27 protein-coding genes are annotated in these 22,940 nt (G+C 49.1%); 18 read left to right on the top strand and 9 right to left on the bottom strand.

Annotation, left to right across the window (positions count from 1 at the left end):
* Positions 1-66: 66 nt before the first annotated feature.
* On the bottom strand, positions 67-1,416 hold the full coding sequence (locus AFL22_RS00330) for an MFS transporter (RefSeq protein ID WP_010670774.1): 1,350 nt from the start codon (positions 1,414-1,416) through the stop codon (positions 67-69).
* A gap of 141 nt (positions 1,417-1,557) precedes the next feature.
* Positions 1,558-3,588 (bottom strand): choline transporter, encoded by a 2,031-nt coding sequence (locus tag AFL22_RS00335; protein WP_052270535.1) that lies wholly within the window; start codon positions 3,586-3,588, stop codon positions 1,558-1,560.
* Positions 3,589-3,843: 255 nt separating this feature from the next.
* Between AFL22_RS00335 and betI the strand changes: the two genes are divergently transcribed.
* The 8 genes from betI to AFL22_RS00375 all read left to right on the top strand — a co-directional run bounded on the left by betI (position 3,844) and on the right by AFL22_RS00375 (position 10,764).
* A complete protein-coding gene (gene betI, locus AFL22_RS00340; RefSeq protein WP_010258750.1) occupies positions 3,844-4,437 on the top strand; it encodes a transcriptional regulator BetI in 594 nt (197 codons plus the stop codon).
* Positions 4,438-4,451: 14 nt separating this feature from the next.
* Entirely contained in the window at positions 4,452-5,924 is a 1,473-nt protein-coding gene (gene betB / locus AFL22_RS00345; protein WP_052270536.1) for a betaine-aldehyde dehydrogenase, read from the top strand.
* A gap of 23 nt (positions 5,925-5,947) precedes the next feature.
* Positions 5,948-7,630 (top strand): choline dehydrogenase, encoded by a 1,683-nt coding sequence (gene betA, locus AFL22_RS00350; protein WP_010258743.1) that lies wholly within the window; start codon positions 5,948-5,950, stop codon positions 7,628-7,630.
* 429 nt (positions 7,631-8,059) lie between these two features.
* Positions 8,060-8,410 carry a multidrug/spermidine efflux SMR transporter subunit MdtJ gene (gene mdtJ / locus AFL22_RS00355; RefSeq protein WP_010258741.1) on the top strand — a complete coding sequence of 117 codons (351 nt, stop codon included), beginning with the start codon at positions 8,060-8,062 and terminating at the stop codon, positions 8,408-8,410.
* Positions 8,397-8,726 carry a multidrug/spermidine efflux SMR transporter subunit MdtI gene (gene mdtI, locus AFL22_RS00360; protein ID WP_010258739.1) on the top strand — a complete coding sequence of 110 codons (330 nt, stop codon included), beginning with the start codon at positions 8,397-8,399 and terminating at the stop codon, positions 8,724-8,726. Before mdtJ ends, mdtI begins: the two co-directional genes overlap by 14 nt.
* 200 nt (positions 8,727-8,926) lie before the next feature.
* Positions 8,927-10,069, top strand: a complete 1,143-nt coding sequence (locus AFL22_RS00365) for an acyltransferase (RefSeq protein WP_010258734.1) — start codon at positions 8,927-8,929, stop codon at positions 10,067-10,069.
* Between the two features lie 146 nt (positions 10,070-10,215).
* A complete protein-coding gene (locus AFL22_RS00370) occupies positions 10,216-10,476 on the top strand; it encodes a hypothetical protein (RefSeq protein WP_010258727.1) in 261 nt (86 codons plus the stop codon).
* 102 nt (positions 10,477-10,578) lie between these two features.
* Positions 10,579-10,764, top strand: coding sequence for a hypothetical protein (locus AFL22_RS00375; protein ID WP_010258724.1), 186 nt, complete (start codon positions 10,579-10,581; stop codon positions 10,762-10,764).
* 97 nt (positions 10,765-10,861) lie between these two features.
* Here AFL22_RS00375 and AFL22_RS24185 read toward each other — a convergent pair whose 3' ends face one another.
* Together AFL22_RS24185 and adhP are read right to left on the bottom strand one after the other, a co-directional pair.
* Positions 10,862-10,999: a hypothetical protein gene (locus AFL22_RS24185; protein ID WP_010258717.1), complete on the bottom strand. Its 138-nt coding sequence runs from the start codon at positions 10,997-10,999 to the stop codon at positions 10,862-10,864.
* Between the two features lie 213 nt (positions 11,000-11,212).
* Entirely contained in the window at positions 11,213-12,235 is a 1,023-nt protein-coding gene (gene adhP, locus AFL22_RS00380) for an alcohol dehydrogenase AdhP (RefSeq protein ID WP_010258714.1), read from the bottom strand.
* Positions 12,236-12,927: 692 nt separating this feature from the next.
* On the opposite strand from adhP, the gene AFL22_RS00390 reads away from it, so the two are divergent.
* The 5 genes from AFL22_RS00390 (at position 12,928) to AFL22_RS00415 (ending at position 16,362) form a co-directional block, all read left to right on the top strand.
* Positions 12,928-13,638 (top strand): S24 family peptidase, encoded by a 711-nt coding sequence (locus AFL22_RS00390; protein WP_052270538.1) that lies wholly within the window; start codon positions 12,928-12,930, stop codon positions 13,636-13,638.
* Positions 13,639-14,276: 638 nt separating this feature from the next.
* Positions 14,277-14,558 (top strand): hypothetical protein, encoded by a 282-nt coding sequence (locus AFL22_RS00395; RefSeq protein ID WP_052270539.1) that lies wholly within the window; start codon positions 14,277-14,279, stop codon positions 14,556-14,558.
* Positions 14,559-14,654: 96 nt separating this feature from the next.
* The gene (locus tag AFL22_RS00400; protein ID WP_052270540.1) at positions 14,655-15,065 is read left to right on the top strand and encodes a hypothetical protein; all 411 of its coding nucleotides are present in this window, start codon (positions 14,655-14,657) and stop codon (positions 15,063-15,065) included.
* A gap of 684 nt (positions 15,066-15,749) precedes the next feature.
* Positions 15,750-15,968: a hypothetical protein gene (locus tag AFL22_RS00410; RefSeq protein WP_052270542.1), complete on the top strand. Its 219-nt coding sequence runs from the start codon at positions 15,750-15,752 to the stop codon at positions 15,966-15,968.
* 76 nt (positions 15,969-16,044) lie between these two features.
* Positions 16,045-16,362, top strand: a complete 318-nt coding sequence (locus AFL22_RS00415) for a hypothetical protein (RefSeq protein WP_241773156.1) — start codon at positions 16,045-16,047, stop codon at positions 16,360-16,362.
* A gap of 207 nt (positions 16,363-16,569) precedes the next feature.
* On the opposite strand, the gene AFL22_RS00420 is transcribed toward AFL22_RS00415, so the two are convergent.
* From AFL22_RS00420 to AFL22_RS00430, 3 genes are all read right to left on the bottom strand, one after another.
* Positions 16,570-17,010 carry a hypothetical protein gene (locus tag AFL22_RS00420; RefSeq protein WP_052270543.1) on the bottom strand — a complete coding sequence of 147 codons (441 nt, stop codon included), beginning with the start codon at positions 17,008-17,010 and terminating at the stop codon, positions 16,570-16,572.
* Between the two features lie 17 nt (positions 17,011-17,027).
* Positions 17,028-17,690 carry a hypothetical protein gene (locus tag AFL22_RS00425; RefSeq protein ID WP_241773157.1) on the bottom strand — a complete coding sequence of 221 codons (663 nt, stop codon included), beginning with the start codon at positions 17,688-17,690 and terminating at the stop codon, positions 17,028-17,030.
* 622 nt (positions 17,691-18,312) lie between these two features.
* Complete coding sequence (locus AFL22_RS00430) at positions 18,313-18,645, bottom strand: hypothetical protein (RefSeq protein ID WP_052270544.1); 333 nt, start codon at positions 18,643-18,645, stop codon at positions 18,313-18,315.
* Here AFL22_RS00430 and AFL22_RS23885 point away from each other — a divergent pair.
* Positions 18,632-18,895, top strand: a complete 264-nt coding sequence (locus tag AFL22_RS23885) for a hypothetical protein (protein WP_156311567.1) — start codon at positions 18,632-18,634, stop codon at positions 18,893-18,895. The two genes, AFL22_RS00430 and AFL22_RS23885, sit on opposite strands and share 14 nt — an antisense overlap.
* A gap of 37 nt (positions 18,896-18,932) precedes the next feature.
* Here AFL22_RS23885 and AFL22_RS00435 read toward each other — a convergent pair whose 3' ends face one another.
* Together AFL22_RS00435 and AFL22_RS00440 are read right to left on the bottom strand one after the other, a co-directional pair.
* Positions 18,933-20,444 (bottom strand): AAA family ATPase, encoded by a 1,512-nt coding sequence (locus AFL22_RS00435; RefSeq protein WP_052270545.1) that lies wholly within the window; start codon positions 20,442-20,444, stop codon positions 18,933-18,935.
* A gap of 41 nt (positions 20,445-20,485) precedes the next feature.
* On the bottom strand, positions 20,486-21,331 hold the full coding sequence (locus AFL22_RS00440) for a phage repressor protein CI (RefSeq protein WP_052270546.1): 846 nt from the start codon (positions 21,329-21,331) through the stop codon (positions 20,486-20,488).
* A gap of 108 nt (positions 21,332-21,439) precedes the next feature.
* Here AFL22_RS00440 and AFL22_RS00445 point away from each other — a divergent pair, with 108 nt between their 5' ends.
* Genes AFL22_RS00445 through AFL22_RS00455 form a run of 4 tightly spaced genes read left to right on the top strand, consistent with a single transcriptional unit; the run spans position 21,440 to position 22,885 of the window.
* Positions 21,440-21,841: a hypothetical protein gene (locus tag AFL22_RS00445; protein ID WP_052270547.1), complete on the top strand. Its 402-nt coding sequence runs from the start codon at positions 21,440-21,442 to the stop codon at positions 21,839-21,841.
* Positions 21,842-21,872: 31 nt separating this feature from the next.
* A complete protein-coding gene (locus tag AFL22_RS00450; RefSeq protein ID WP_052270548.1) occupies positions 21,873-22,382 on the top strand; it encodes a phage regulatory CII family protein in 510 nt (169 codons plus the stop codon).
* A 9-nt stretch (positions 22,383-22,391) separates the two neighbouring features.
* Entirely contained in the window at positions 22,392-22,580 is a 189-nt protein-coding gene (locus AFL22_RS22990; RefSeq protein WP_072123790.1) for a phage filamentation protein Fil family protein, read from the top strand.
* A complete protein-coding gene (locus AFL22_RS00455) occupies positions 22,544-22,885 on the top strand; it encodes a DUF5347 family protein (protein ID WP_052270549.1) in 342 nt (113 codons plus the stop codon). The genes AFL22_RS22990 and AFL22_RS00455 overlap by 37 nt, the downstream gene beginning before the upstream one ends.
* Positions 22,886-22,940: the final 55 nt, after the last annotated feature.

The following is a 22,940-nucleotide window of genomic DNA, read 5'->3' on the forward strand; positions in this document are numbered from 1 at the left end:
CGGACAAGAGTGTGTCAGATCCGGACATCCTGCTTTAATGGTGCAGTCAGCGGTGCTTTGCCGCTGCTATTTGTCCCGCTGATCCTCAGGAAGGTCATCGGGCAAATCCTCTTCGTCAGCTGTGTCATCGAACTCAGCACTCTCCTCTTCCGGCTCCTGACCGCCCATCGACGCATGAATCACCTCCTCTTCCAGCGTCGGGATCAGCGCGGCACCCAATGGCGAGGTCGCCAGACTGTCAGGCATCACCACATGCGGCAACGGTACTTCGGTCGTCGGAAGCGGACCCGGCGCACGCACATAACTCAGTCCGCCAATCACCAGCGCACAGAGCATAAAGAAGAGATAGAGCATATTGCTGCCCAGCGGCTGCATCAGCGCACCGACCACCAGCGGGCCGATACTGGCGCCAATACCAAACGCCATCAGCAGACAGGCAGTTAACGAGACACGACGATCGGCGGCGACCTGATCGTTGGCCAGCGCCACCTGTAATGGATAGAGCGCAAACTGCATCATGCTGGCGGCAAAGGCGATGCCAATCATCCAGTGGAAGGTCAGATGCGGCAGTACCACCAGCGGCACGCAGGCCACGGCAAAGAGCATGGCAATAATGAATAACAGCCGCTGGCGGTCATAGCGGTCAGAGAGCCAGCTCAGCGGAAACTGCGACACCAGCCCGGCAAAAATCGTGAGACTCATAAAATAACCGGTCTGGCTGGTGGTGAAGCCTTTGCTGCTGCCATAAACCGGTGCCAGGCCATAGAACGCGCCAATCGCCATGCCGGTCACCAGGGTGGTGCCGAGCAGTTTGGGAATAGTGCGGATAAAATAGCCCAGCTCCATCGGCGCCGGTGTCATGGGCCGGACGTGAGTGCGGGTAGTCAGTGCAATCGGCACCAGACAGAGCGCGAAACAGAGCGCCACAATCAGCAGCGTGCTCACCCCAAACCCCGATTGCAGGCTCAGTATCACCTGTCCGCCACTGAGTCCAAGGTAGGTGGCGACCATATAGAGGCCGAAAATCATGCCGCGCTGGGAAGATTCCGCCTGATCGTTGAGCCAGCTCTCCAGCACCATGTACTGGCACATCATGCAGAGCCCGATAATCAGACGCAGAAAGACCCACAGCGGAATAAAGTCCGTCAGCCCGTGACCTACAACCGAGGCGGTAATGATCCCGGCACAGGCCACGTAGGCACGGATATGGCCGACGCGGGCAATCAGGTTGTGCCCCACCTTGCCACCAATCACCAGCCCGATATAGTTAGCCGCAATAATCGCGCCGATCAGCGCACCATTAACCTGCTCACTGGCCAGCCGCAACGAAACGTAGGTAGTCAGTAAACCGGAACCCAGCAGCATCAGAAGCGTAGTGGTATAGAGCGGCAGAAACGTACTGAATATTTTTCCCATATGACTCCCTGTCTACGCTTTTCAGGCATCAGGCCAGCAAAGCCCTAAAGATAGTCGATTTCGGCAGGTGAAGCGGTATTGTTCATGACGACGGTAGCGAAAAAAAAGCCCGCCAGCAATTGCTCACTGACGGGCCCTGATTTAAGCGCTTGGGAAGCTGATGTTGCTGCCCGGCGCTTCACGGTTGAGATGGATGAAGTTCAGGTGTCGCTCATACTGATCCAGTATGTCGATGATCACCTGCTCTTTGCTGTAATCCATTAAGTCATTACCCTGGCTGCCTTCCATCAGGAAGGTTTCCAGCCGGTAGTAGGTCGACTTACCGCTGCGGGCGCGATAGGTAAAGCCCGGAATCGAATATTGCTGCGGCCAGACCTGATAGATAAAGTCCTGCTCCTCGCCCAGATGGACGCGCAGATCCAGATAGCCAATCGGGTTGCTTTCATCCGCCTCAACGCTCTCCAGCGTGACCCGGCCATCCCGCAGCTCCAGCTCTTTCGCCACTTCCTGCATCGCCGGATAGATGGTTTTTTCCATCATCTGCTGGGTATAACGCGAGCCAGGGTAGTTCATCAGGCGCGACAGACGCTTCTTCCAGGTCAGGCGATCGGTCGCATGAGCCAGATAGGGCGCGGTGTCGCGCGTGGCGCTGGCCCGACGGTGATCTTCAATCTTCAGGGATTTAAACAGCCCCGCCATGACAAAGAAGATAACAAAGCTGAACGGCAGCCCCATGATTACCGTGGTGTTCTGCAAGGCAGTGATACCGTTGGTCATCAGCATACTCAGTGTCAGTACCCCAATCGCCACAGACCAGAAGATACGCAGCCAGTTCGGTGCATCACTGTTGATGTCTTTCAGTCGCGAGGTGAAGTTACCCAGCACCAGCGAGCCGGAATCCGCCGAGGTGACGTAGAACAGCATACCGGTAATAGTCGCGACCGAGGCGCTGAGTTTAAACGCCGGATACTGCGCCAGCAGGCTATAGAAGCCGCGCTCCGCATGGTTCATCACTTCCTGCGCAAACTCCGTATTGCCGTGAATGATCTGATACAGCGCGGCATTACCGAACACTGACAGCCACAACAGCGTAAAGGTAAACGGAATAATCAGCGTGCCCAGCACGAACTCGCGGATGGTACGACCGCGCGAAATACGCGCCAGGAACAGGCCGACGAATGGCGACCAGGCCACCCACCATGCCCAGAAGAAGAGCGTCCAGCTGTTCATCCACTGGGTCGGACGATCAAAGGCAAAGGTATTGAGCGTCATGCCCATGAAGCGGTTGATGTAATCCCCGACGTTCAGCACCAGCGCATTCAGCAGGAACTCGGTGTTGCCGAAGAACAGCACAAACAGAATCAGTCCCAGCGCCATGATCACGTTGAGTTCGGAGAGAATACGGATCCCTTTATCGACGCCCGATGTGACAGAAATGGTGGCGATCACCACGGAAAGGACAATCAGCGCAGCCTGCGCGGTCAGGCCTTCCGGGATATCAAACAGCACTTTGAGGCCATAGTTAAGCTGCACGACCCCGATGCCGAGCGTGGTGGCGATACCAAAGATGGTGCCGACCACGGCGGCGATATCTACGGTGTGGCCAATCGGGCCATAGATGCGTTTACCAAAGATGGGATAGAGCGCGGAACGGATGGTGAGCGGCAGGTTATAGCGATAGCTGAAGTAGCCCAGCGCGATGCCCATCAACGCATACATTGACCAGCCGGTCAGTCCGTAGTGGAACAGCGTCCAGACCATCGCCTGGCGGGCCGCTTCCATCGTCTGCCCTGCCCCCTCCGGCGGCTGCATATACTGCGTCACCGGCTCGGCGACCGAGAAGAACATCAGGTCGATGCCGATCCCGGCGGCGAACAGCATGGCGGACCAGCTAAGGACGCTGAACTCGGGTTTGGAGTGCTCAGGCCCGAGCTTGATCGAACCAAAGCGTGAGCAGGCCATATACAACACAAAAACAATATAGAGTGTGGCAGCCAGCATGTAGTACCAGCCGAAGGTGGCGGAAACCCAGTTTACCGCCTTGAGGATCCAGCTCGCGGCCAGTTCACTGTAGAGAATCGTCACGAGTGAAAACGTCAGAATCAATCCGGCAGAGGTATAAAATACAACGGGATTGAGTCTGTCTTTTTCACCGGCAGGTGGATTATTCATCGGTTACCTCTGGTTAATGTCCTGAAAATACGCAATGGATAAGTCTTGCCGTCCACGGCTTTCCGGCCGTGCGGCCCTGTTTCGTTCTGTCACTTCCTGTTAATCGCTCAGGCAAACCAGCCTATTTTAGCACTCATTGCCGTTTCGCTTTCGCTACATTTAAAGAACAGCATCCTAACAAAGTTTCTTTTTATATTGAACGTGCAATCAAAAAAAGTTTAAATAGGGGCTCGATTTGAGGGTGGAGCTGGAGCTATGCCAAAGGTAGGGATGCAGCCGATACGTCGTCGGCAACTGATTGATGCGACCCTGAGCACGATTAATGAAGTGGGGATTAATGATGCCACTATCGCCCAGATCGCCCGTCGGGCGGGGGTTTCCACCGGCATCATCAGTCACTATTTCAAGGACAAGAACGGCTTACTGGAAGCCACGATGCGTGATGTGACGCGTCAACTGCGCGAGGCGGTACTGTCGCGGTTAGAACCGCTGGCCGGTGCCTCTGCAGAACAGCGGTTGTGTGCCATCGTTGAGGGTAATTTTGATGATACCCAGGTGCACACGGCAGTGATGAAAGCCTGGCTCGACTTCTGGTCGAGCAGCATGCATCAGCCCCAGCTTAATCGCCTGGAGCGGGTCAGCAGCCGGCGGCTCTACTCAACGCTGGTGGTCGAATTCCGGCGTGAACTGCCGCTCGAGAAGGCACGTCTGGCCGCACACGGGCTGGCTGCCCTGATAGATGGTCTGTGGCTGCGCGCTGCGCTGAGCGGTAAGCCATTTAACCCGGTCATCGCCCTCACACTGACCACCCAATTCATCCGTCAGCAACTGGCTGGCGAGCACGAATAACGGAAGGAGAAAACATGTCCCGATTCACCGAGCAGAAACTCTACATCGATGGCGCTTATGTTGCCGCAGCGTCTGGCGAAACGTTCCAGACGATTAACCCGGTCAACGGCGAAGTGCTGGCAGAGGTTCATGCCGCCGGCCAGGAAGATGTCAATCGCGCCGTTGCTGCCGCCAGAAAAGGCCAGAAAGTCTGGGCCGCGATGACCGCCATGGAGCGCTCGCGCATCCTGCGTCGCGCCGTCGATATTCTGCGTGAGCGTAATGATGAGCTGGCAGAGCTGGAAATGCTCGATACCGGTAAGCCTTACAGCGAAACCTCAGCGGTCGATATCGTCACCGGCGCAGACGTACTGGAGTATTACGCCGGTCTGGTTCCGGCGCTGGAAGGTCAGCAGATCCCACTGCGTGAAACCTCCTTTGTTTACACCCGTCGCGAACCGCTGGGCGTGGTAGCTGGTATCGGTGCCTGGAACTACCCGATTCAGATCGCCCTGTGGAAATCCGCGCCCGCGCTGGCAGCGGGTAACGCGATGATTTTCAAACCGAGTGAAATGACCCCGCTCACTGCCCTGAAGCTGGCGGAAATTTACACCGAAGCGGGCCTGCCGGATGGCGTGTTCAACGTGCTGCCGGGCATCGGTTCGGTCACCGGTCAGTTGCTCACTGAGCATCCTGGCATCGACAAAGTCTCCTTTACCGGTGGCGTCGTCAGCGGCAAAAAAGTGATGGCCAATGCAGCAGGTTCAACGCTGAAAGAGGTCACCATGGAACTGGGTGGTAAATCACCGCTGATCATCTTTAATGATGCCGATCTCGACCTGGCCGCCGACATCGCCATGATGGCGAACTTCTACAGCTCCGGTCAGGTCTGCACCAACGGCACCCGCGTCTTTATTCCTGCAAAACTGCAGGCCGCATTCGAGGCGAAAATCAGCGAACGCGTTGCCCGCATTCAGGCAGGCGATCTGCGTGACCCGGCGACCAACTTTGGTCCGCTGGTCAGCTTCAGCCATCGCGACAATGTGATGCGTTATATCGAATCCGGCATCGCTGAAGGCGCACGCGTACTGTGCGGCGGCAAACGTCTGACCGGTGGCGATTTCGACCAGGGTGCCTGGGTTGCACCAACCGTGTTCACCGACTGCCGTGATGAGATGAAGATTGTGCGTGAAGAGATCTTCGGACCAGTCATGTCGATCCTGAGCTACGAAAGTGAAGAAGAAGTGATCCGCCGCGCCAATGACACCGAATTTGGTCTGGCCGCCGGGCTGGTGACGCAGGATCTCAATAAGGCGCACCGCGTGATTCATCAGATCGAAGCAGGTATCTGCTGGATTAATACCTGGGGCGAATCAGCCGCAGAGATGCCAGTGGGGGGTTACAAGCACTCCGGCATTGGCCGTGAGAATGGCCTGATGACGCTGCAGAGCTACACCCAGGTGAAGTCCGTGCAGGTTGAGCTGACGCGTTTTCAGTCAGTCTTTTAATCACTTAACCTGAGGAACGATGAATGGAATTTGATTACATTATTATTGGAGCCGGATCCGCAGGAAACGTTCTGGCTACCCGTCTGACCGAAGAGAGCAACGTGAGCGTCCTGTTGCTGGAAGCGGGCGGCCCGGATTACCGCTTTGATTTTCGCACCCAGATGCCTGCGGCCCTCGCCTTCCCGTTACAGGGCAAACGCTATAACTGGGCTTATGAAACCGAGCCAGAGCCTTACATGAACAATCGCCGCATGGAGTGTGGTCGCGGCAAAGGTCTGGGCGGTTCATCACTGATTAACGGCATGTGTTATATCCGCGGTAACGCGATGGATCTCGATAACTGGGCCAGCGAACCTGGGCTGGAGAACTGGAGCTATCTGGACTGCCTGCCTTACTACCGTAAAGCGGAAACCCGCGATATCGGCCCGAACGATTTCCACGGCGGCGACGGCCCGGTGTGCGTTGCAACGCCTAAAGCGGGCAATAACGTGCTGTTTGAAGCGATGATTGAGGCGGGCGTACAGGCGGGCTATCCGCGCACTGACGACCTTAATGGCTATCAGCAGGAAGGTTTTGGTCCGATGGATCGTACCGTCACACCAAACGGTCGTCGCTCCAGCACCGCGCGTGGCTATCTCGATATGGCCAAAGGCCGCGCCAACCTGAAGATCATCACGCATGCCACCACCGATCGCATCATCTTCGATGGCAAGCGTGCGGTCGGCGTGGAGTATCTGCAGGGCGACAGCAACACCATTAACAAAGTGACCGCGCGCCGTGAAGTGCTGCTGTGTGCCGGCGCTATCGCCTCGCCGCAGATCCTGCAGCGTTCTGGCGTGGGTTCTCCTGAGCTGCTGAAGCAGTTCGACATCCCGCTGGTTCACGACCTGCCGGGCGTGGGTGAAAACCTGCAGGACCATCTGGAGATGTATCTTCAGTATGAGTGTAAAGAACCGGTCTCAATCTATCCGGCTCTGAAGTGGTGGAATCAGCCGAAAATCGGTGCAGAGTGGATGTTTAACGGCACCGGTATTGGTGCCAGCAACCAGTTTGAAGCGGGTGGCTTTATCCGCAGCCGCGAAGAGTTCAGCTGGCCGAACATTCAGTATCACTTCCTGCCGGTGGCGATTAACTACAACGGTTCCAACGCGGTTGATGCCCACGGCTTCCAGTGTCACGTTGGCTCGATGCGTTCTCCAAGCCGCGGTCATGTACGCCTGAAGTCACGCGATCCGCGTCGTCATCCGGCCATTCTGTTTAACTACATGTCGCATGAGCAGGACTGGCATGAGTTCCGCGATGCGATTCGCATCACGCGCCAGATCATTAATCAGCCGGCGCTGGACAAGTACCGTGGCCGTGAAATCAGTCCTGGACTGGATTGCCAGACAGATGAGCAACTGGATGAGTTCGTGCGTAACCACGGCGAAACCGCCTATCACCCATGCGGCACCTGTAAGATGGGTAACGACCCGATGTCCGTCGTTGATGGCGAAGGGCGTGTGCATGGACTGGAAGGCTTACGCGTAGTGGATGCGTCGATTATGCCGCTGATCATCACCGGTAACCTGAACGCCACCACTATCATGATTGGCGAGAAGATTGCCGATAAGATTCGTGGGCGCGATCCGTTGCCACGCAGCACCGCCGCTTACTATGTCGCGGGTGATGCACCCGTTCGCACGGTTCCGCAGCGCGCTGAATAATACGTGACAGCGTCACTTAATAATAGCCGGGCACTTTTGCTGTCCGGCTATTTTTTTCATTACGGTTTACCACACATCCTTTTCCACACGTCACCCTTTTCAAAGCATCAAACCTTAACAGACATCAAACAAAGCAGCATCTGCTGTTGATCTGGTGATGTGCAGAATGCTATAAATCCAGCGTCTATTTAACCGGAGGCACTATCCGTCCACTGATGAGAAGCAACAATGTGGATGTGTTGTAAATTTTATGAGCAGAATGTTCATGTCAAACCCCCTGTATTCCCCCTCTTGCCTTTCTGGCTGGAACGCCGCCGATCAGCACTGGCGTAACGCCCTGTAGTCCCCTCACCACTTCGAACTGTTCTGAGTCTGCCCGCACGTTGTGCGTTGTTGCAGGTCGTCATTTATCGTTGCTGGAGAGCACCCATGCGCGCCTGGGTTTTATTATCACTCGCTATTGTTACGGAAATTATTGGTACCCTTTTTATGAAATGGTCCAGCCTCAATGGCAGCCATTCCGGCTACCTGATGATGCTGGGCATGATTGCCTGTTCTTATATTCTGCTGAGTTTCGCCATTAAACGTATCGCCCTGGGCGTGGCTTATGCGTTGTGGGAAGGTATCGGCATCATGCTGATTACGTTATTCAGCGTGCAGCTGTTTGGTGAAACGCTGTCAGCGCTGAAAATCTGTGGGCTGGTGACGCTGATCGTCGGAATTGTGTTGATCAAAACCGGCACCCAATCATCAGCGGAGGTTAATCATGCTCATCGCTGATCTTGTTCATGCGTCCTGGCTGGCGCTGGCTATCGTGCTGGAAATTGCCGCCAACATATTCCTTAAATATTCTGATGGGTTTAAGAAACCGCTGTACGGTCTGCTTTCCCTTTGCTGTGTCCTGCTCGCATTCAGCGCACTCGCTCAGGCGGTCAAAGGTATCGATCTCTCGATCGCCTATGCGGTCTGGGGCGGTTTTGGGATTATCGCTACTGTCGCGGCCGGATGGGTGTTGTTTGGCCAGCGGCTGAACCGCAAAGGCTGGGCCGGCCTGACCCTGTTGCTGGCCGGTATGATCCTGTTAAAACTGGCCTGATCGGCCATCTCAATCAGTGATATTGATTAAGGGTGTGCCACTGCACGCCCTTAACTTCCTGTGCTTTCCCGCCCTGTTTCGGTTGATTTTTCCCTCTTACCTGTGCTCGGAATCTTCTTACTTTTGTAAAGGCCCGTTTACATATCTGTTGCCTTAGGGCTTAGTGAGCGCCGAAGGTCGGATAAAAACGAGGAATAGTTATGTCTGCAACACGAGGTTGGTCTACGGAGCTGGAGGGATTACGCGGCATCGCTTCCCTCTGGGTATTAGTTGGCCATATCAGCTTACTGGTTCATTGCCACATCACGCTTATTTCATCCCCTGGCATTGGGGTCGATCTTTTTATTCTGTTATCGGGTTATCTGATGGCGAAAAACTACGTCGAGCGTCAGCAGAAAGAGCCGTGGCAGAGTACAGAGACCATTAAGAAGTTCTGGATCCGGCGCTTCTTCCGCATCGCCCCGCTCTACTATCTGCTGTTAATCATCGCCCTGATTTATGGCCCGTGGTTTGGCGAGATGCGTGACACCATTGCTCATTTCTATTCCGGCACCGCCACTGAGTCGTCGCGTTACAATGACCAGTCGCTGGCAAACATCCTGACCCACTTCAGTTTCCTGTTCGGCCTGCTGCCCGAATATGGTTTTAATACTGTGCTGCCTGACTGGAGCATCGGGCTGGAGATGCAGTTCTATCTGCTATTCCCGTTCATCATGCTGGTGACGCTGCGCTTTGGTTATGCCGCATCGCTGATTGGCATCATGGCGCTCTGCTGCGCTGGCCGGTATGTGCTGGCAGATTATTATGAGGCGTTTGAGATGCCTTCAATGATCCTGATAAAGTTAAATATGTTCCTGTCGGGCATGCTGCTGGCCGAGGCGATTCGCCGTAAATCCCTGCTCTACGTCGCTTTTGCGCTGCTCGGCCCGGTCGCCAGCGTGGCGATGGGCCTGGGCGCGATTAAGCTGCAGGTGATTATGGAGGCGCTGATGATCGTCGGTATGACGGCGATTCTGTGGCAATACCCACAGGGCAGCCTGATGGCAACGCTGATTGCTCTGCCGCGTAAGCTGCTGAACAACCGTCTCAGCACCTGGCTGGGCGACGTGTCGTTTTCGGTCTACCTGCTGCATCTGCTGATTGTAATCCCGCTGATCGCACTGCTGCTCAATCACACCGACATCGAGTTTAAGAGCGACATGATGCGTTTCCTGATTGTCTGCGTCTCTGCCATCCCGGTGACCTATGCGCTGGCCTCTTTACTCTATAAGTATGTTGAGAAGCCCGGCATTCAGATTGGTAAGCGCGTGCTGAAGCCGAAGCTGGCCGATCAGACCAGCTGAGTTTTACGCAGGCCATCCCTTTCTTAAAAGCCCCTGACGGGGCTTTTTTATTGCCGCTTCACATGGCCTCACCTGAGCGGAAGTCAGCACACCCGCTGAGGTGAACTACACTTTGCCGGTTAGCAATCTGACTCAGAGGAGAGAACATGAGCATTCAGCATCTGCTGCTATCCACCGACGGTGGCGCAGTGATCATTGAAGCAGAACAACTCGAAAGTGAGCTGGTTATCCCGCCCCACCTGCAGACCCTGACCGGCGGTGAAGCTGACAGCGATACCGGCCATCGGGTGGCGGTAACAAAGCACTACTGCAAGGGACGCTACTATGCGGTTGCCCTTGATCGTCATGCGGCCAGCAATGAAATTGACGACGTGATCGACCTGCTGCATCCGGCCCCGCTCGATTAGTCTTTGTCAGACCGAACCCGTACATGTTCCGCTGAACTGCTGGCGGGAAAGCTCAGTATTGCCGGTGTGCGGCATTTACCTACTCAGAAGAGGATAAGCATTATGCAAAAGAAGAAGTGGTTTGTTTCTTACGTGATTAAGCCCAAAGGTGAAAATCATGTCACGACTCACGCCTTTATCGAGGGCGACGATGTCGAGGAGGCGCTGGAAGCCTTTATGTTCGAAACCAAAAAAAGCCTGTCGCTGGAAACCGAAGAGCTGACTCTGCTTTCGGTGAGCCTGGTGTAGACTCTGATTAACCTCGCGATTGCGGGGTTTTTTATGTCCTGTATCAGGATCAGTTATCTATTTATATTATTTATAATTTCCCTGGTGCGGCACTCAATTACTTACTGGGATACGGCCAGGCGTGATCAACGCCAGTTGATGAAAGCAGCCCGGTAACCGCCAGATACGCCAGTATCAGGACAAACAGCACAATCGCTGCAATTTCAATGGATTTGAGTAAGTGATGCTTAGCCATAAATAACCCTCCTTCAGATGTGTGTAATCAGACTTCACCCCATAAACTATAATGTTACCGGTAAAGTTCAAGTGAAAATCACATCATGAAACATAAAGCCGCGCTTATTAATGCTTTAACGGAATGTGCTCTTACGTATTCAGAGGGAGGGAACTGGCCTTACAGGCATAAAAAAGCCCGCACGGCGCGGGCTTCTGCGATTATCAGCACGGATTATTCAGCAGACTGACCGCTAAAGTCGATTACCATCCTGCCGCGGATCTTGCCCTGAATCATCTCATCGAAGATGGCATTGACCTCACCAATCTTCCTTTTGGTCACCTTCGGCACCACCTTCCCTTCTGCCGCAAACTGGAAAGCTTCCGCCAGATCGTTACGCGTCCCGACCAGCGATCCCACCACCTGAATGCCATCGAGCACCAGACGCGGAATATTCAGGCTCATCGCTTCCGGCGGCAGTCCGACAGCCACCACCCGACCACCGGCCCTGACCGCATCGACAGCAGAGTTAAACGCTGCTTTGGCAACCGCCGTTACCACAGCCGCATGCGCCCCACCGGTTTGCTCCTGAATAAAGCGAGCCGCATCTTCGCTGGCCGAGTTTACGACCAGGTCGGCGCCCATCTCTTTCGCCAGTGCCAGTTGCCCATCACTCACATCAACCGCGATCACTTTGGCGTTAAAGACGTTTTTCGCATATTGCAGAGCGAGGTTTCCCAGCCCGCCAAGACCGTAAATCGCCAGCCACTGACCCGGTTTTACCTCGGACACTTTCACCGCTTTATAGGTGGTGACACCGGCGCAGGTGACACTACTGGCGGCGTAAGGATCAAGCCCGTCGGGGACTTTGACCGAATAGTCTGCAACGACGATACACTCTTCAGCCATACCGCCATCGACGGTATAACCGGCATTAACGACCTCTCTGCAGAGCGTTTCGTTACCGGAGTTGCAGTATTGACAGTGTCCGCAGCCCTTAAAGAACCATGCCACGCTGGCACGATCGCCTGGCTTAAGTGAGGTGACATCTGGCGCGACTTCCTCAACAATACCGATACCTTCGTGGCCCAGCGTCACGCCGGTTTTATCACCGAAATCACCGTTCTTCACATGCAGATCGGTATGGCATACGCCACAGCATTCCATCCTGAGCCGTGCTTCGCCCGTTTTGAGAGGACGCAGCGTCTTCTCAACCACTTCAACCTTGTGTTCACTGTTAGCAATTGCCGCTTTCATAAACGATGCTCCTTTTGATTGAAGCTTTAAGGATAAGCCAAACCGCGGTGATGACAAGATGACAGGTAAGCTTTGGGTGCGAGGCTGGCAGGGTTGTTTCTGCTTTTGCAGAGTGGAGTGGGTTTTTGGGATGGAGACACGGCGCGGACGCTTAAGTACGGCAAATTTCAGTTATTCGTGAAGGAATTTATTGGATGAGCATGAAGCGCATTTAACCGGAGGTTTAATTCAGTTTCCGCTTCGTAGTTGAACTTGCTGTTTCTCGCATTTTCCAGGAATGATAATTTCTGTGTTGGTAAATGATTAGCATGACATTACGGAGAGCAAGTTACCCGGGTTTTCCCTGGTATTGCGAGGGAGGTGAGATTGATAAAGAGCAACTCAGCTTATGCAGCAGCATTTTTTCTGACATGGAAGGGCCGACGATCTGCTTCATGCAAGCATTTATCATGAGGCGTGGTTACGAGAATTTTCCACCCTACCCGTACTGCTTTACTGATTGCTGTCTGAGCCGGATAAACACAGATTACATCCGCGGCCTTCGACTTTTCTTTCTTCTTAAGTAATCAACCAGGATTAACTTATCTATTGGTTTGCTCAGAGTGACCCACAATTAAAAAATACCAAAGGTATTGAATATATAAATACATTCGGTACTTCTTTTTTAAGAACTTGAGTATTAGAATTCGGGGATGGAAAAGAAAAAAGAACTTACTCCAGAGCAGATTGCCGATGCTACTCGTCTGAAAGCTTTGTATGAGTCAAAGAAGAAGTCGCTGGGCATTACGCAGCAGCATATAGCCGATGCTTTGGGTATAACCCAAGGCGGTGTTGGGCATTACCTGAACGGAAGAAACTCACTGAACGTGTCAGTGGCGTCTGTGTTTGCGAAGATGCTTCAATGCTCAATTGCTGATTTCAGCCCCACGCTTGCCAGAGAGGCAAGCAGCTACGCTTCAGCGGCTGATGCTAACGTATCAAACCCCAGAGACTACAACTCGACTGCACGCTACCCGGTACTAAGCAAGGTTCAGGCTGGCGCATGGGCAGAAGCCTGTGAACCCTATACCATTAAGGATGTCGATATGTGGCTTGAATCTGACGCACATATACAGGGAGATGCTTTCTGGTTACAGGTGGAAGGCGATTCGATGACAGCACCGATCGGACTAAGCATCCCGGCAGGAACGTATGTATTGTTCGATACAGGCCGCGAAGCGGTAAATGGGAGCCTGATCGTGGCGAAACTCACTGATGATAACGAAGCTACGTTTAAGAAGCTCATCATTGATGGCAGCCAGAAATATCTAAAGGGTTTAAACCCTCAGTGGCCTATGGTACCAGTGAACGGCAACTGCAGAGTATTGGGCGTGGCGATCGAGACGAAGATGAAGTTGGTGTAAAGCTCATTGGAAGGAAGAGGCTTTTGCTCAACTGGTACCCGCCCCTTCCAGCCATTACCAAAGCTTTAAAAACCGCTTACCCCGTAAGCCCGAAATTTGCGAAATACAAAAAGCCCGCCACTGAGCGGGCTTTTTTGTGTCTGTTCCCCTCTCCTGAAAAATAAATTCCCTTCTGAATCAAACAAATAATACCGTTGACATTATATTTAATACCAAAGGTATTGTCAATTGCCAGTACCGCAGGTATTATTCACACATCAGCAGGACGAACTCCTCACCAGGACGGTGATGCTCTTTAACAATATGACCTTTTGAATACACAAGCAGAGAAGAGCTTTTCAGGCTGATGCAATGAAGATGCTTGCTGATGTGGTAGCTCCCCAAAGCGAATAATCCTGAGTGGAAAGCTCCACACTTCAATACCCAGCAACCAGCGTCGTATGACAGCTGTTAACCCAGGAGAACATCAGAGGCCAGGTTTTCTGAAAGAGCGCAGTAAAGTTAATAATGGCACTAAACTAAATTTATAATTTAAAAGCTGCATATACATACAGTAAATAACTGTCCACGGCATAAATAAGACGAAGGTGTCTGAATAAATTCAGAGCCTAACTCACTCAACTTAAAGAGGATTGACCATGTCTCATACAGACCAGGAATTTGAAGATCTGCAAGACCTTAACACCCTGTATCGCTCCGCGATTCTGGATACCACCGAAGCTCTCGGCTGGGGTATCGAAATTCTCACCAAAGTGGTAGCGGCAAGTAATGCTGGCACGCTGGGTTCGTTCTCTGCGACCGATCAATACCAGGCTAAGCAGACCCTGATGTATCTGAAAAGCCGCAAAGACGATAACGTTCAGTTCCGTAAACCCGGCGACCCGGCACCGCGTTCGTTTGCGCAGTACGACAAAGGCTAACTCAATTAATTGAGTATTACATAGGCCGATCTCAAATCGGCCTGCTCAACCTAATTGAATTATCTGTATTAATCTTTGTTTAAAGGACTCTAAATTATGACTTCTGCTACAGACCTTGCACAACAGGCAATCAAGAACATCAACGCCCTCAAAGCGCTGGCTGAAAGAACAGGTGAAGTCCCGGCTGATGTTCAGGCTCAACTGGGCGCTTATGCCAATCAGGTCGATAAACTGACCAGGCAGTTAGGCAGCGAGCAAGAGACCCGTGAGGGTTATCGCGTTAATATTTTGATGGATGCTGAGCAAATTGGCCTGGCTCTCGAAATCATGAATAAAATCGAGGATGGACTCGGCGATAAAAGCATTCCTCAAATGCCTGTTACTTTGCGACGTCAGCTTACTGAAACACTAATGTATGTTACGAATCGGCAGAGTGATCTCCTTGTTTATCGCAAAGAGGGTGACTCTGAACCTCGTTCGTACGAAGAGTACCGCATGGGAATTTAAATTTTAGTAAACAGTCGCCTGCGGGCGGTTTTTTGTTACCTGGCTTTGTTCGCCGCAGCAATGAGCCCGAACGCAGCAAGAAATAAATTTTGAAAAAGTGCTACAAAGTGCGTATGAAACCGAATAACCTTATAATTATTCTTTAATGCTCACAGTATGGGTTCTGCATGCTTAGATCTGGGATTTTATTCGCTGCTTTTATTATTTCTGGGGTCGCCATCGCAGAGCCTGGAGGTTTTACCTTTGACATTAATGGCGCGCAAGAGCCATACCCAGCAGCATGCATAGAATCAATCTATTATGTAGCCAGGGATGAAGTTGAGTCTGAGAATGTAATCTTCAACCTAACCGACGAGTGTGGAAAAAGGTTATATAAAGTTACGAGGCAAAATATTGGCAAGAGCCTTTCTATCTATTACAAAGACAATCTGCTTTCCAGCGCTATGATAGCCTCTGCGCTCAACAACAATTTCAGACTATCAAGTAAAGAGATGCCTCGCGTGATCCTAATGCAGCTTCTTAATGATCACGGGGCTAAGCATGGTTAGCGAAAAACCTGGCGGCGCACAGTAGAGATGAGCGCGATAGGATTAACGTGGATTTTGCCGCATCAGGAGTCGCTTACAGGAATGTTGCGCTGCAGAATCCGTGTGGCACTGACCCGGCTTACCAGAAGGATGAGAAGTGACTATCGTTTTCATTCCCTCACTTATCAGCTTACTTGTTTTTAAAGCCGAGGAGAAAGGCTCTCCTTTGACTGAAGAGGAAGTATTAGATATTCGTGATAATGCTACCGCCATTAACCTGCATACTGAAGGGGTCTTAAGCATGATTGAGAGTCGTGGATATCAGGATATAGATTCGGAAAGTTGCTGGGACGAATGGCTGAATTATAATAAGTAGAGCTCAAGTTTTACCACGAAGAGTCGATGAAGTTTCCACGGGGATAAGACACGATTTATCAAAAGGAGGAGAAGCTTTGAGGTGGATTTTTTTATCTGGAATGTTGCTTTCCATGACAGCAATATCGGATGACAGGTCATTCGAAACGCCAGAGGTTAAATGCCTGAATCACCAGACTATTCCGTTCATAAAGTCCGATATTCAGCCAAAAAAAATCGTTGATGAGGCTTATGTCACTTGCAAGCCTGAACTGGAGGAGTGGAAGAAAACGCAGGAGCCGTTGCCTGCTGAAATGAAGCAGCGCATGCACAAAGAGCTTTATGACTTCTACATCAGGATGATTGAAAAACGACGAGATTATGAGACCAGTAAATCCGCGGAAGTCACCCACTGAGGCGGTTTTTTTAAAATGCAGCCGCTTACTGCACGGGCTATACCCTGACAGTGGCGGCATCGCTTACGGTATGGATGAACTGCATGCAGGCAGTACAGGTATTGATACTGATACTGCCGCATCGAATAGTGCATAGACGTAAAGGACTGAATTAAAATCCATTCTACGCCCGAATTTTTCAGTTAAAACTTTTCAATGGCTAAATGTTTAATTCTGCCATTGAATCATTTCATCCAGCCTCTTCAGAATGTCAGGGAAATAGCTTTCATTAAGGCCAAAGCTGCCTTTAACCTGAACGCTGTCGGCATGGGGTTCCGGTCGGAGGATAAAATCAATAGTTACGCTATCAATACTATTTTCATTTGTCAGTATCATATCAAGCTGATGAATATCGCTCTGATATTTAAACGACTTTAACTTTTGCTGAGCAATTATAGCCTGATGAAAAGCTGAAAATTCTTTTTTCAACATTTTCAACTCTCCAACAGTGAACTCAGTCTTAAACGCCACCTTCAGGCCGCTTACCGAGAATTCTATCCAGGACTGTATCCAATCCCAGTGATGGTTAACAGGATCGGCTTCGTTATCCACTATGCGTTCAAAAGGTGCGATTGCGAAAGTAAATTCTTCACTCCTGATATCAAACATGGAAATGTTCCTGTTAATTAATGAAAATATTGAAAATGAGATATTGTCCAGTCCGATTCTCTGACAATCACCTCAAATTTGTACTTCTGATAGACATACTCTTGAAGCTGCTTATCGAAGCGAAGCTTATAAATGTCCGTTTCGTATCGGAACATTCCCTTACCTTCACGAGGATCTGGCATGCGCTTGCCATAACGAATAGCCCTTTCCTGAATTTGCAAAGGAACACATCGAGCGGGTTCGTGCATATGGCTTGCGGCTGTTTCCGTCATTTTAAGATTGCGCGCATGTAGCCCGAATTTCAGCCGCCCACGCAAAATAGATACCGTACCCTGACTAATTTTTGCTGAGATTGCCGCACGTGAGCCAGTTTCAAATAGTACCCGTCCGGTACGAAGAATACGAAAAACACCTAACGCTAATAATGCAATATCAGTTGGATCAATTAGCGGTGCTTCTTCAAGGTGAAGAAAATGCCCCTGCACGTCATAAATCTGCCATAAGCCAGGAGCCTGTGCTACTGAGTAACCGATACACATACCGCTGGTTTCATCTGTTACGGGCTTTGCATTTACTGGCAAATGGCTGGGGCGAATCTCAAAAAAAACGCCCTGAGGCAATCTCGACTTAAATGTGTAGTAACGTCCAGGCTCCTGTTTTGCTGCTGTTCCTGATATCATTCTCAATCCCTCGTTCATGATAATGGCTGTATTATAGTGCCACACTAAGATAAAACGATCACTCTCCGAAATTTACCCATCCGTCCGTCAGAGAACTATAAATACGTGAATCCCTCGGCACGAGCTGTGTCCCCTAACATACCTTCAATCAATGGACATCGGATGAATGATTAACGTCACTGTGTCTGCATTATCGAAATCAATAACGGCATGTTTGTCATGAAGACCTGATCCAACGTAACGCCCCAGATGCATTAATGAGAGTAGTAGTCGAAGCGCGCGAAATGAGAGGTATTAAGATTGGGCCAGACCTGCCGAATTTTCATGAGATGAGACGCGTTTAAAGTCGACTATTTGATATGAGAATCGAAGAAGTTTTTTGTAAAGGCCATTCGACCATAAAAAACTTTTCTATGAAGAAAAAACAATCGTGATTCAAGCGATCAGGAATATGTGATGGCATAGATTAAATATTGTGATTTCGGGTTATTTCGTAAAAGTCCCAGAAAAATCTTTATAAATCATAGAACAAAAAAAGACCGAATACGTTTTTAGCCCTTAAAATTCAATAGGTTATGCTTAATTATGGCGGCAAGATGGCTCCGCCAATTTTCAAATTACATCATTCGACAATATCGATCGCTTTAATTTTTTGAATTGCTGCAGCGATTTCATCAGGATCGTAGTTTGATGCATCAATTTCTTTTACTCTTCCTCCATCAAAAACAATCCGCACTTTTTTCCCACGCTTGATGAAAGCTACAATTATCCCTGCGACTGCACCTACAACTGCCGAAGCAATAGGAAGAGCTATGCTAATATACTCCAAGTGTCCAGTAGAAAAACATAGTGGCCCTCTTTCACTTTGTAGCCCTAGTTTATCGAGTTCTTCTTTAAATTCGTTTATAATGTCCCATTTTGCCCGACAATGGATTGACTTTATGAAATTATTCATTTTTTCTGAAAATCTCTCTTTTTTGAAAAGAATAAAAATTATGATTGCTTTTTTCGGAAGCGGGCTAACGATTCTTATGGTTAGAAATCTATCACTCTCATTTGAGACAACATCTCCAGATCGTTTAGCCTTTTTTATAGCAAACGTATATCAAACACGCTTACCTTCTGAAGAATCAACCATTTTATTAACTGGCAATGATGAAAAAATCATCGATCATAAAAATAAAAACCATAGAAATAATTATTAAAAAACAAGCCAAAGCATACTGCTTTGGCTTATTAATATTATTTTTGCTTTATTTCCACTTCGTCACTTTCAAGAGGTAAGTATTCTGATATTTTTTCGTATAACTCATCAATGAAATCTTTATGCTTAACACACCATTGAGTCAAGAATGCTTCTTTTACTCGAGACTCAGAGACTAATCCGATGACCCTACCCAACTGACTGAATAAGAGATGATAGTCACGATTCGTATTTCTAACACTGACCATTTTTTCTTTTAATTGTTCTTGGAATTCAAAGGGTTTTAATAGCTGAACAGCAAGCTCACCCGATAAATCGTCAATACTATCCAAAATGGAATTATAAACAGTTGATTCTGGTCCTGCTCCCGGAAGTCGGAAAATTAATTCTTCATCTGAATCATGCTGTAATGAGTCTCCATCAATGATACACAACGATTTTTGTTGTGAACTAGGATCTATATTGTGGTTTTCATGAACTTTAACTGAAGTCCCATCACCTTTCATTGCATGAATGGAAATCGCATCAATAGCAACATTTGGCATAAAGTTTAAGATTGTTTTCACCCAAAGTGCAGCAAACTCATCTTCAACAAATATGATTAGCTTAGAATTTATCTGCCCACTAATCGCACGCAATGATTTGACGTCGAGTTTACCTTGATATAGTTGACCATTAACTGAGGCCCATATAGCTTCACTAGGGAGAGGAATTAATGCATCATTAGAATGAGTTGTGAATATAGCCTGTATCTTTTTTCTTTCTGCAAGTTCTATTAGGTATTCGACCATTCTTATAGTGGCGATTGGATGCAAACCATTTTCTATTTCTTCAATAATAACTAAAGAATGGTCTTCAGCGGCTTCAAGTTGCAAGACCATCCTAATGATACTAGATTCACCAGCACCAAAATGAAACTCAGAAAATGAATCTCCAGTTTTATTGACCCCTGATAATAAAGTTACATTACCATTATCATCAACTTTCATGTGCTTAAATTCTGAAACGTCTTTATCAAGTATAGCAGATACTGAAAATGCAACGATTTCTGATAAACCTTCAATTCTATCAGGTTGAACAACAAAATTGTTAGAGACACAACGCTTTAATTCTTTTCTCTCTGAGGCTGGAACAGTGCGAATGACACCAAAAATGAGTACGTTTCTGTCAAGAGTTCCCCTTACCCATTTAAGATTGTGGTATTTAGCAGTACGTTTAACTGTATCATTGTTTTTCTGTACCCCCCTATCAATAGCTTCGTACTCAATTTTCCAATTCTGCATACTAGCATCGTATGCTCCGCTTTTAGCAAAAAATAGAGCTGGCGCTACTTCTTTATATAAAATAGCAGCCGCACCAGCTATTGTTGACTTCCCACCTCCATTTGGGCCGACAATAGCAGTTACGGGAAAATCCAAATTGACTGTTTTATTATTAATTGACCTAGCTTTGTCGATATTAATTTTAAGGAGATATTTACCATATTTTTTTGCTTTCACTTTTTCTAACAATTCATTTATCGTACCTTGTCTAATTTCACTTTGAAACATAGCAATTACTCCATTCGCCCAAGAGAAAATTATAAATATATTTAAAAACTGAAATCCATTGTCAATATAACTTTACCAGCAGTATTAACCTCCTCTGATTTGCAAATAAAACTCGCACCCTTACTTGTCACATCAATCTTTTTTCCTGGTAAAAGTGCAACGTCGTAGATATCGTATTTATCATTTACACCTAGCAACCATCGACCATTACTAATTTCATCTAAACTCATATCGACAATCCATGCTCCAGTATTACCTGTAATCAAAACAGGTTTACTGACTGCGTGGGGGATAAAAGCCAAATTAATTTCCCAGTATTGGGCATCCTGCAAAATTCCTGCTACCAAATTTTTACGAGGAATTAGAGAGTTCCCGCTTTGTTGGCTATTTTCTTTTTTTTGCTGAATACCTTTTCCAATTGCTAGCCAATGCAGATCAACGCCTGTATCAATCGCACACGCCACGACAACATCACCTGGAAAATAATTTCTACGCACCCACGTACTGACTGTGCCGGATGATATGCCAAGCAGGTCGCAAAGTTGCTTTTGAAGGGTGAAACCATACGCATCCATGATTCTGCGCAGCACGGCTTTGCCACCATTGGATGTGATTTCTTTCAAAAGAGCTTCGCCAGAAGGCAGGCTTATGGTTCGCTCCAAGCTTGCATTTGCAAGCTTGCCATTCAAAAGCCATTGCAGATCTACGCCCGTATCAAGCACGCACTTAATAATAGCGCTACCCGGCACGCTATTACGCTTTGACCATGCACTTACGTTGTTTGACGGAACATTGAGGGCTTCAGCCAATGCGCGTTGTGTCGTCACACCATAAGCTGAAAGCAACCTCTCAATCACTTCTTGGGCATTTGACTCTAAGTTAGGCATACATTACTAACCGCAAAAGTAGTTTATATAATCACAAATGTGATCTAACGTATGCACACACCACATGTAACACCGTAGAACACACTAATTAACTGGAGATACTGCGTTATGCATACTGAAAATGCAAACAGTCAGAACGCATTTGACTTAGTGCAATCTCAAGATTTTATTGCCAATGTCGCAGCGATTTTGATGCCAGCCATCCGCGAAGCGATAAACGACTCCGTAAACAAAGCCGTCACGCTCGCCACATCCCCAACAATGTCCAAAAAGGACTTTGCTGCAGCCAACCGCATTAGCCTGTCAGTGCTGGAAAAATGGATTGCTAACGGGATTGTGCTGCTCGCCCCTACTCCCTCTTTCACATACACGCAGAACCGCACCAATCGTAAGACCGGCGAAGTGGTAGAAACCACCATGACCAAACATGGCAATCCGCTTATCAATGTTGCTGCATGGCGTGAAAAGAATCGCCAGCAGGCAATCAAATGCCGCTACATCAAACCATAACTTGATTTTGCAAGTTAAGAAGGATCTGAGCATGTTTGATTTCAAGGTTTCTACCCATACCCACTACGACGATGCCTGTCGCAAATTCGCGCTAACTCACAACATGGAAGACGTCGCTAAGCAGTCCGGCATGCGTGCGCAAACGCTGCGTAATAAGCTGAATCCAGACCAGCCACATCAGCTTACCGTCTTAGAGGTTTTAGCCCTTACCGATGTTACTGAGGATGCAACGTTAGTTGATGGCATGCTGGCGCAAATCCAGTGCCTGCCTTGTGTGCCGGTAAACGAAGTCGCAGATGAAAAATTCCCCCTGTATGTCATGAAAGCCACCGCAGAAGTAGGTCAGTTAGCAGCTGGGGCAACTTCGGCAGAACCTATGACAGCTAACTGTAAACGCGGCCTGCTGCAAAATGTTAATAGCGGTATTCGCTGCTTAACACTGGCCGCAATGGCAGTACAGGCGCGTATTCAGGCTAACCCGGCACTGTCCTCAACTGTCGATGCTATCAGCGGCATCGGTGCATCTTTTGGCATGAGTTGAGGGGGGATCATGATCTCACTGGCTGCAAGGCTCACACGCCAAAGCCCGTCCATGTCATATGGACACGGCTGGATCATGGGAGAAAACGGTAAGCGCTGGAATCCAGTAACGCCGTCAACTTCAGAAGTAAAAGCACAAGCATTACCTAAGAGGGGCAAATCTTGGCTATCGAAGGCGATTCCATGCTGGTCAAACTGACAACCGGTCAACGTGTTGCCGCGCTGAATCATGTTGCTCTGCTTCGGGCTCAACTGATGGGTAGTAATTGCGAAAAAGATGTAGCCCGTTTTATTACTGAAATGCGCGATGTCACTGACAGCAATTATCAGGATAACAAACGTGCTTTAAGTGCCATTTTCTTCCTAGCTAATATTGGTAAAGACCGACACTCAGCCGATTTTACTGATCTCACTACTGATGAAAGAAACGCACTGATTCGCGCAATGAACCACCTGAAAGCTGTTGTAAGTTTGTTTCCCAAACGAATGACTCTTTCAAACTAAATAACCAAAGCAATTAATTGGCGTAAACCCGCCGGGATTCACTTTGCCTCAATAA

Origin of the sequence: Pantoea sp. CFSAN033090, from assembly GCF_001264395.1 — a bacterium.
Classification (GTDB): domain Bacteria; phylum Pseudomonadota; class Gammaproteobacteria; order Enterobacterales; family Enterobacteriaceae; genus Pantoea; species Pantoea agglomerans.

Excerpts from the sequence above, each read along its gene's own strand:
- AFL22_RS00330 (WP_010670774.1), bottom strand. The coding sequence starts at position 1,416 with ATGGGAAAAATATTCAGTACGTTTCTGCCGCTCTATACCACTACGCTT.
- AFL22_RS00335 (WP_052270535.1), bottom strand. The coding sequence starts at position 3,588 with ATGAATAATCCACCTGCCGGTGAAAAAGACAGACTCAATCCCGTTGTA.
- betI (WP_010258750.1), top strand. The coding sequence starts at position 3,844 with ATGCCAAAGGTAGGGATGCAGCCGATACGTCGTCGGCAACTGATTGAT.
- betB (WP_052270536.1), top strand. The coding sequence starts at position 4,452 with ATGTCCCGATTCACCGAGCAGAAACTCTACATCGATGGCGCTTATGTT.
- betA (WP_010258743.1), top strand. The coding sequence starts at position 5,948 with ATGGAATTTGATTACATTATTATTGGAGCCGGATCCGCAGGAAACGTT.
- mdtJ (WP_010258741.1), top strand. The coding sequence starts at position 8,060 with ATGCGCGCCTGGGTTTTATTATCACTCGCTATTGTTACGGAAATTATT.
- mdtI (WP_010258739.1), top strand. The coding sequence starts at position 8,397 with ATGCTCATCGCTGATCTTGTTCATGCGTCCTGGCTGGCGCTGGCTATC.
- AFL22_RS00365 (WP_010258734.1), top strand. The coding sequence starts at position 8,927 with ATGTCTGCAACACGAGGTTGGTCTACGGAGCTGGAGGGATTACGCGGC.
- AFL22_RS00370 (WP_010258727.1), top strand. The coding sequence starts at position 10,216 with ATGAGCATTCAGCATCTGCTGCTATCCACCGACGGTGGCGCAGTGATC.
- AFL22_RS00375 (WP_010258724.1), top strand. The coding sequence starts at position 10,579 with ATGCAAAAGAAGAAGTGGTTTGTTTCTTACGTGATTAAGCCCAAAGGT.
- AFL22_RS24185 (WP_010258717.1), bottom strand. The coding sequence starts at position 10,999 with ATGGCTAAGCATCACTTACTCAAATCCATTGAAATTGCAGCGATTGTG.
- adhP (WP_010258714.1), bottom strand. The coding sequence starts at position 12,235 with ATGAAAGCGGCAATTGCTAACAGTGAACACAAGGTTGAAGTGGTTGAG.
- AFL22_RS00390 (WP_052270538.1), top strand. The coding sequence starts at position 12,928 with ATGGAAAAGAAAAAAGAACTTACTCCAGAGCAGATTGCCGATGCTACT.
- AFL22_RS00395 (WP_052270539.1), top strand. The coding sequence starts at position 14,277 with ATGTCTCATACAGACCAGGAATTTGAAGATCTGCAAGACCTTAACACC.
- AFL22_RS00400 (WP_052270540.1), top strand. The coding sequence starts at position 14,655 with ATGACTTCTGCTACAGACCTTGCACAACAGGCAATCAAGAACATCAAC.
- AFL22_RS00420 (WP_052270543.1), bottom strand. The coding sequence starts at position 17,010 with ATGTTTGATATCAGGAGTGAAGAATTTACTTTCGCAATCGCACCTTTT.
- AFL22_RS00425 (WP_241773157.1), bottom strand. The coding sequence starts at position 17,690 with ATGATATCAGGAACAGCAGCAAAACAGGAGCCTGGACGTTACTACACA.
- AFL22_RS23885 (WP_156311567.1), top strand. The coding sequence starts at position 18,632 with ATGAAATTATTCATTTTTTCTGAAAATCTCTCTTTTTTGAAAAGAATA.
- AFL22_RS00430 (WP_052270544.1), bottom strand. The coding sequence starts at position 18,645 with ATGAATAATTTCATAAAGTCAATCCATTGTCGGGCAAAATGGGACATT.
- AFL22_RS00435 (WP_052270545.1), bottom strand. The coding sequence starts at position 20,444 with ATGTTTCAAAGTGAAATTAGACAAGGTACGATAAATGAATTGTTAGAA.
- AFL22_RS00440 (WP_052270546.1), bottom strand. The coding sequence starts at position 21,331 with ATGCCTAACTTAGAGTCAAATGCCCAAGAAGTGATTGAGAGGTTGCTT.
- AFL22_RS00445 (WP_052270547.1), top strand. The coding sequence starts at position 21,440 with ATGCATACTGAAAATGCAAACAGTCAGAACGCATTTGACTTAGTGCAA.
- AFL22_RS00450 (WP_052270548.1), top strand. The coding sequence starts at position 21,873 with ATGTTTGATTTCAAGGTTTCTACCCATACCCACTACGACGATGCCTGT.
- AFL22_RS22990 (WP_072123790.1), top strand. The coding sequence starts at position 22,392 with ATGATCTCACTGGCTGCAAGGCTCACACGCCAAAGCCCGTCCATGTCA.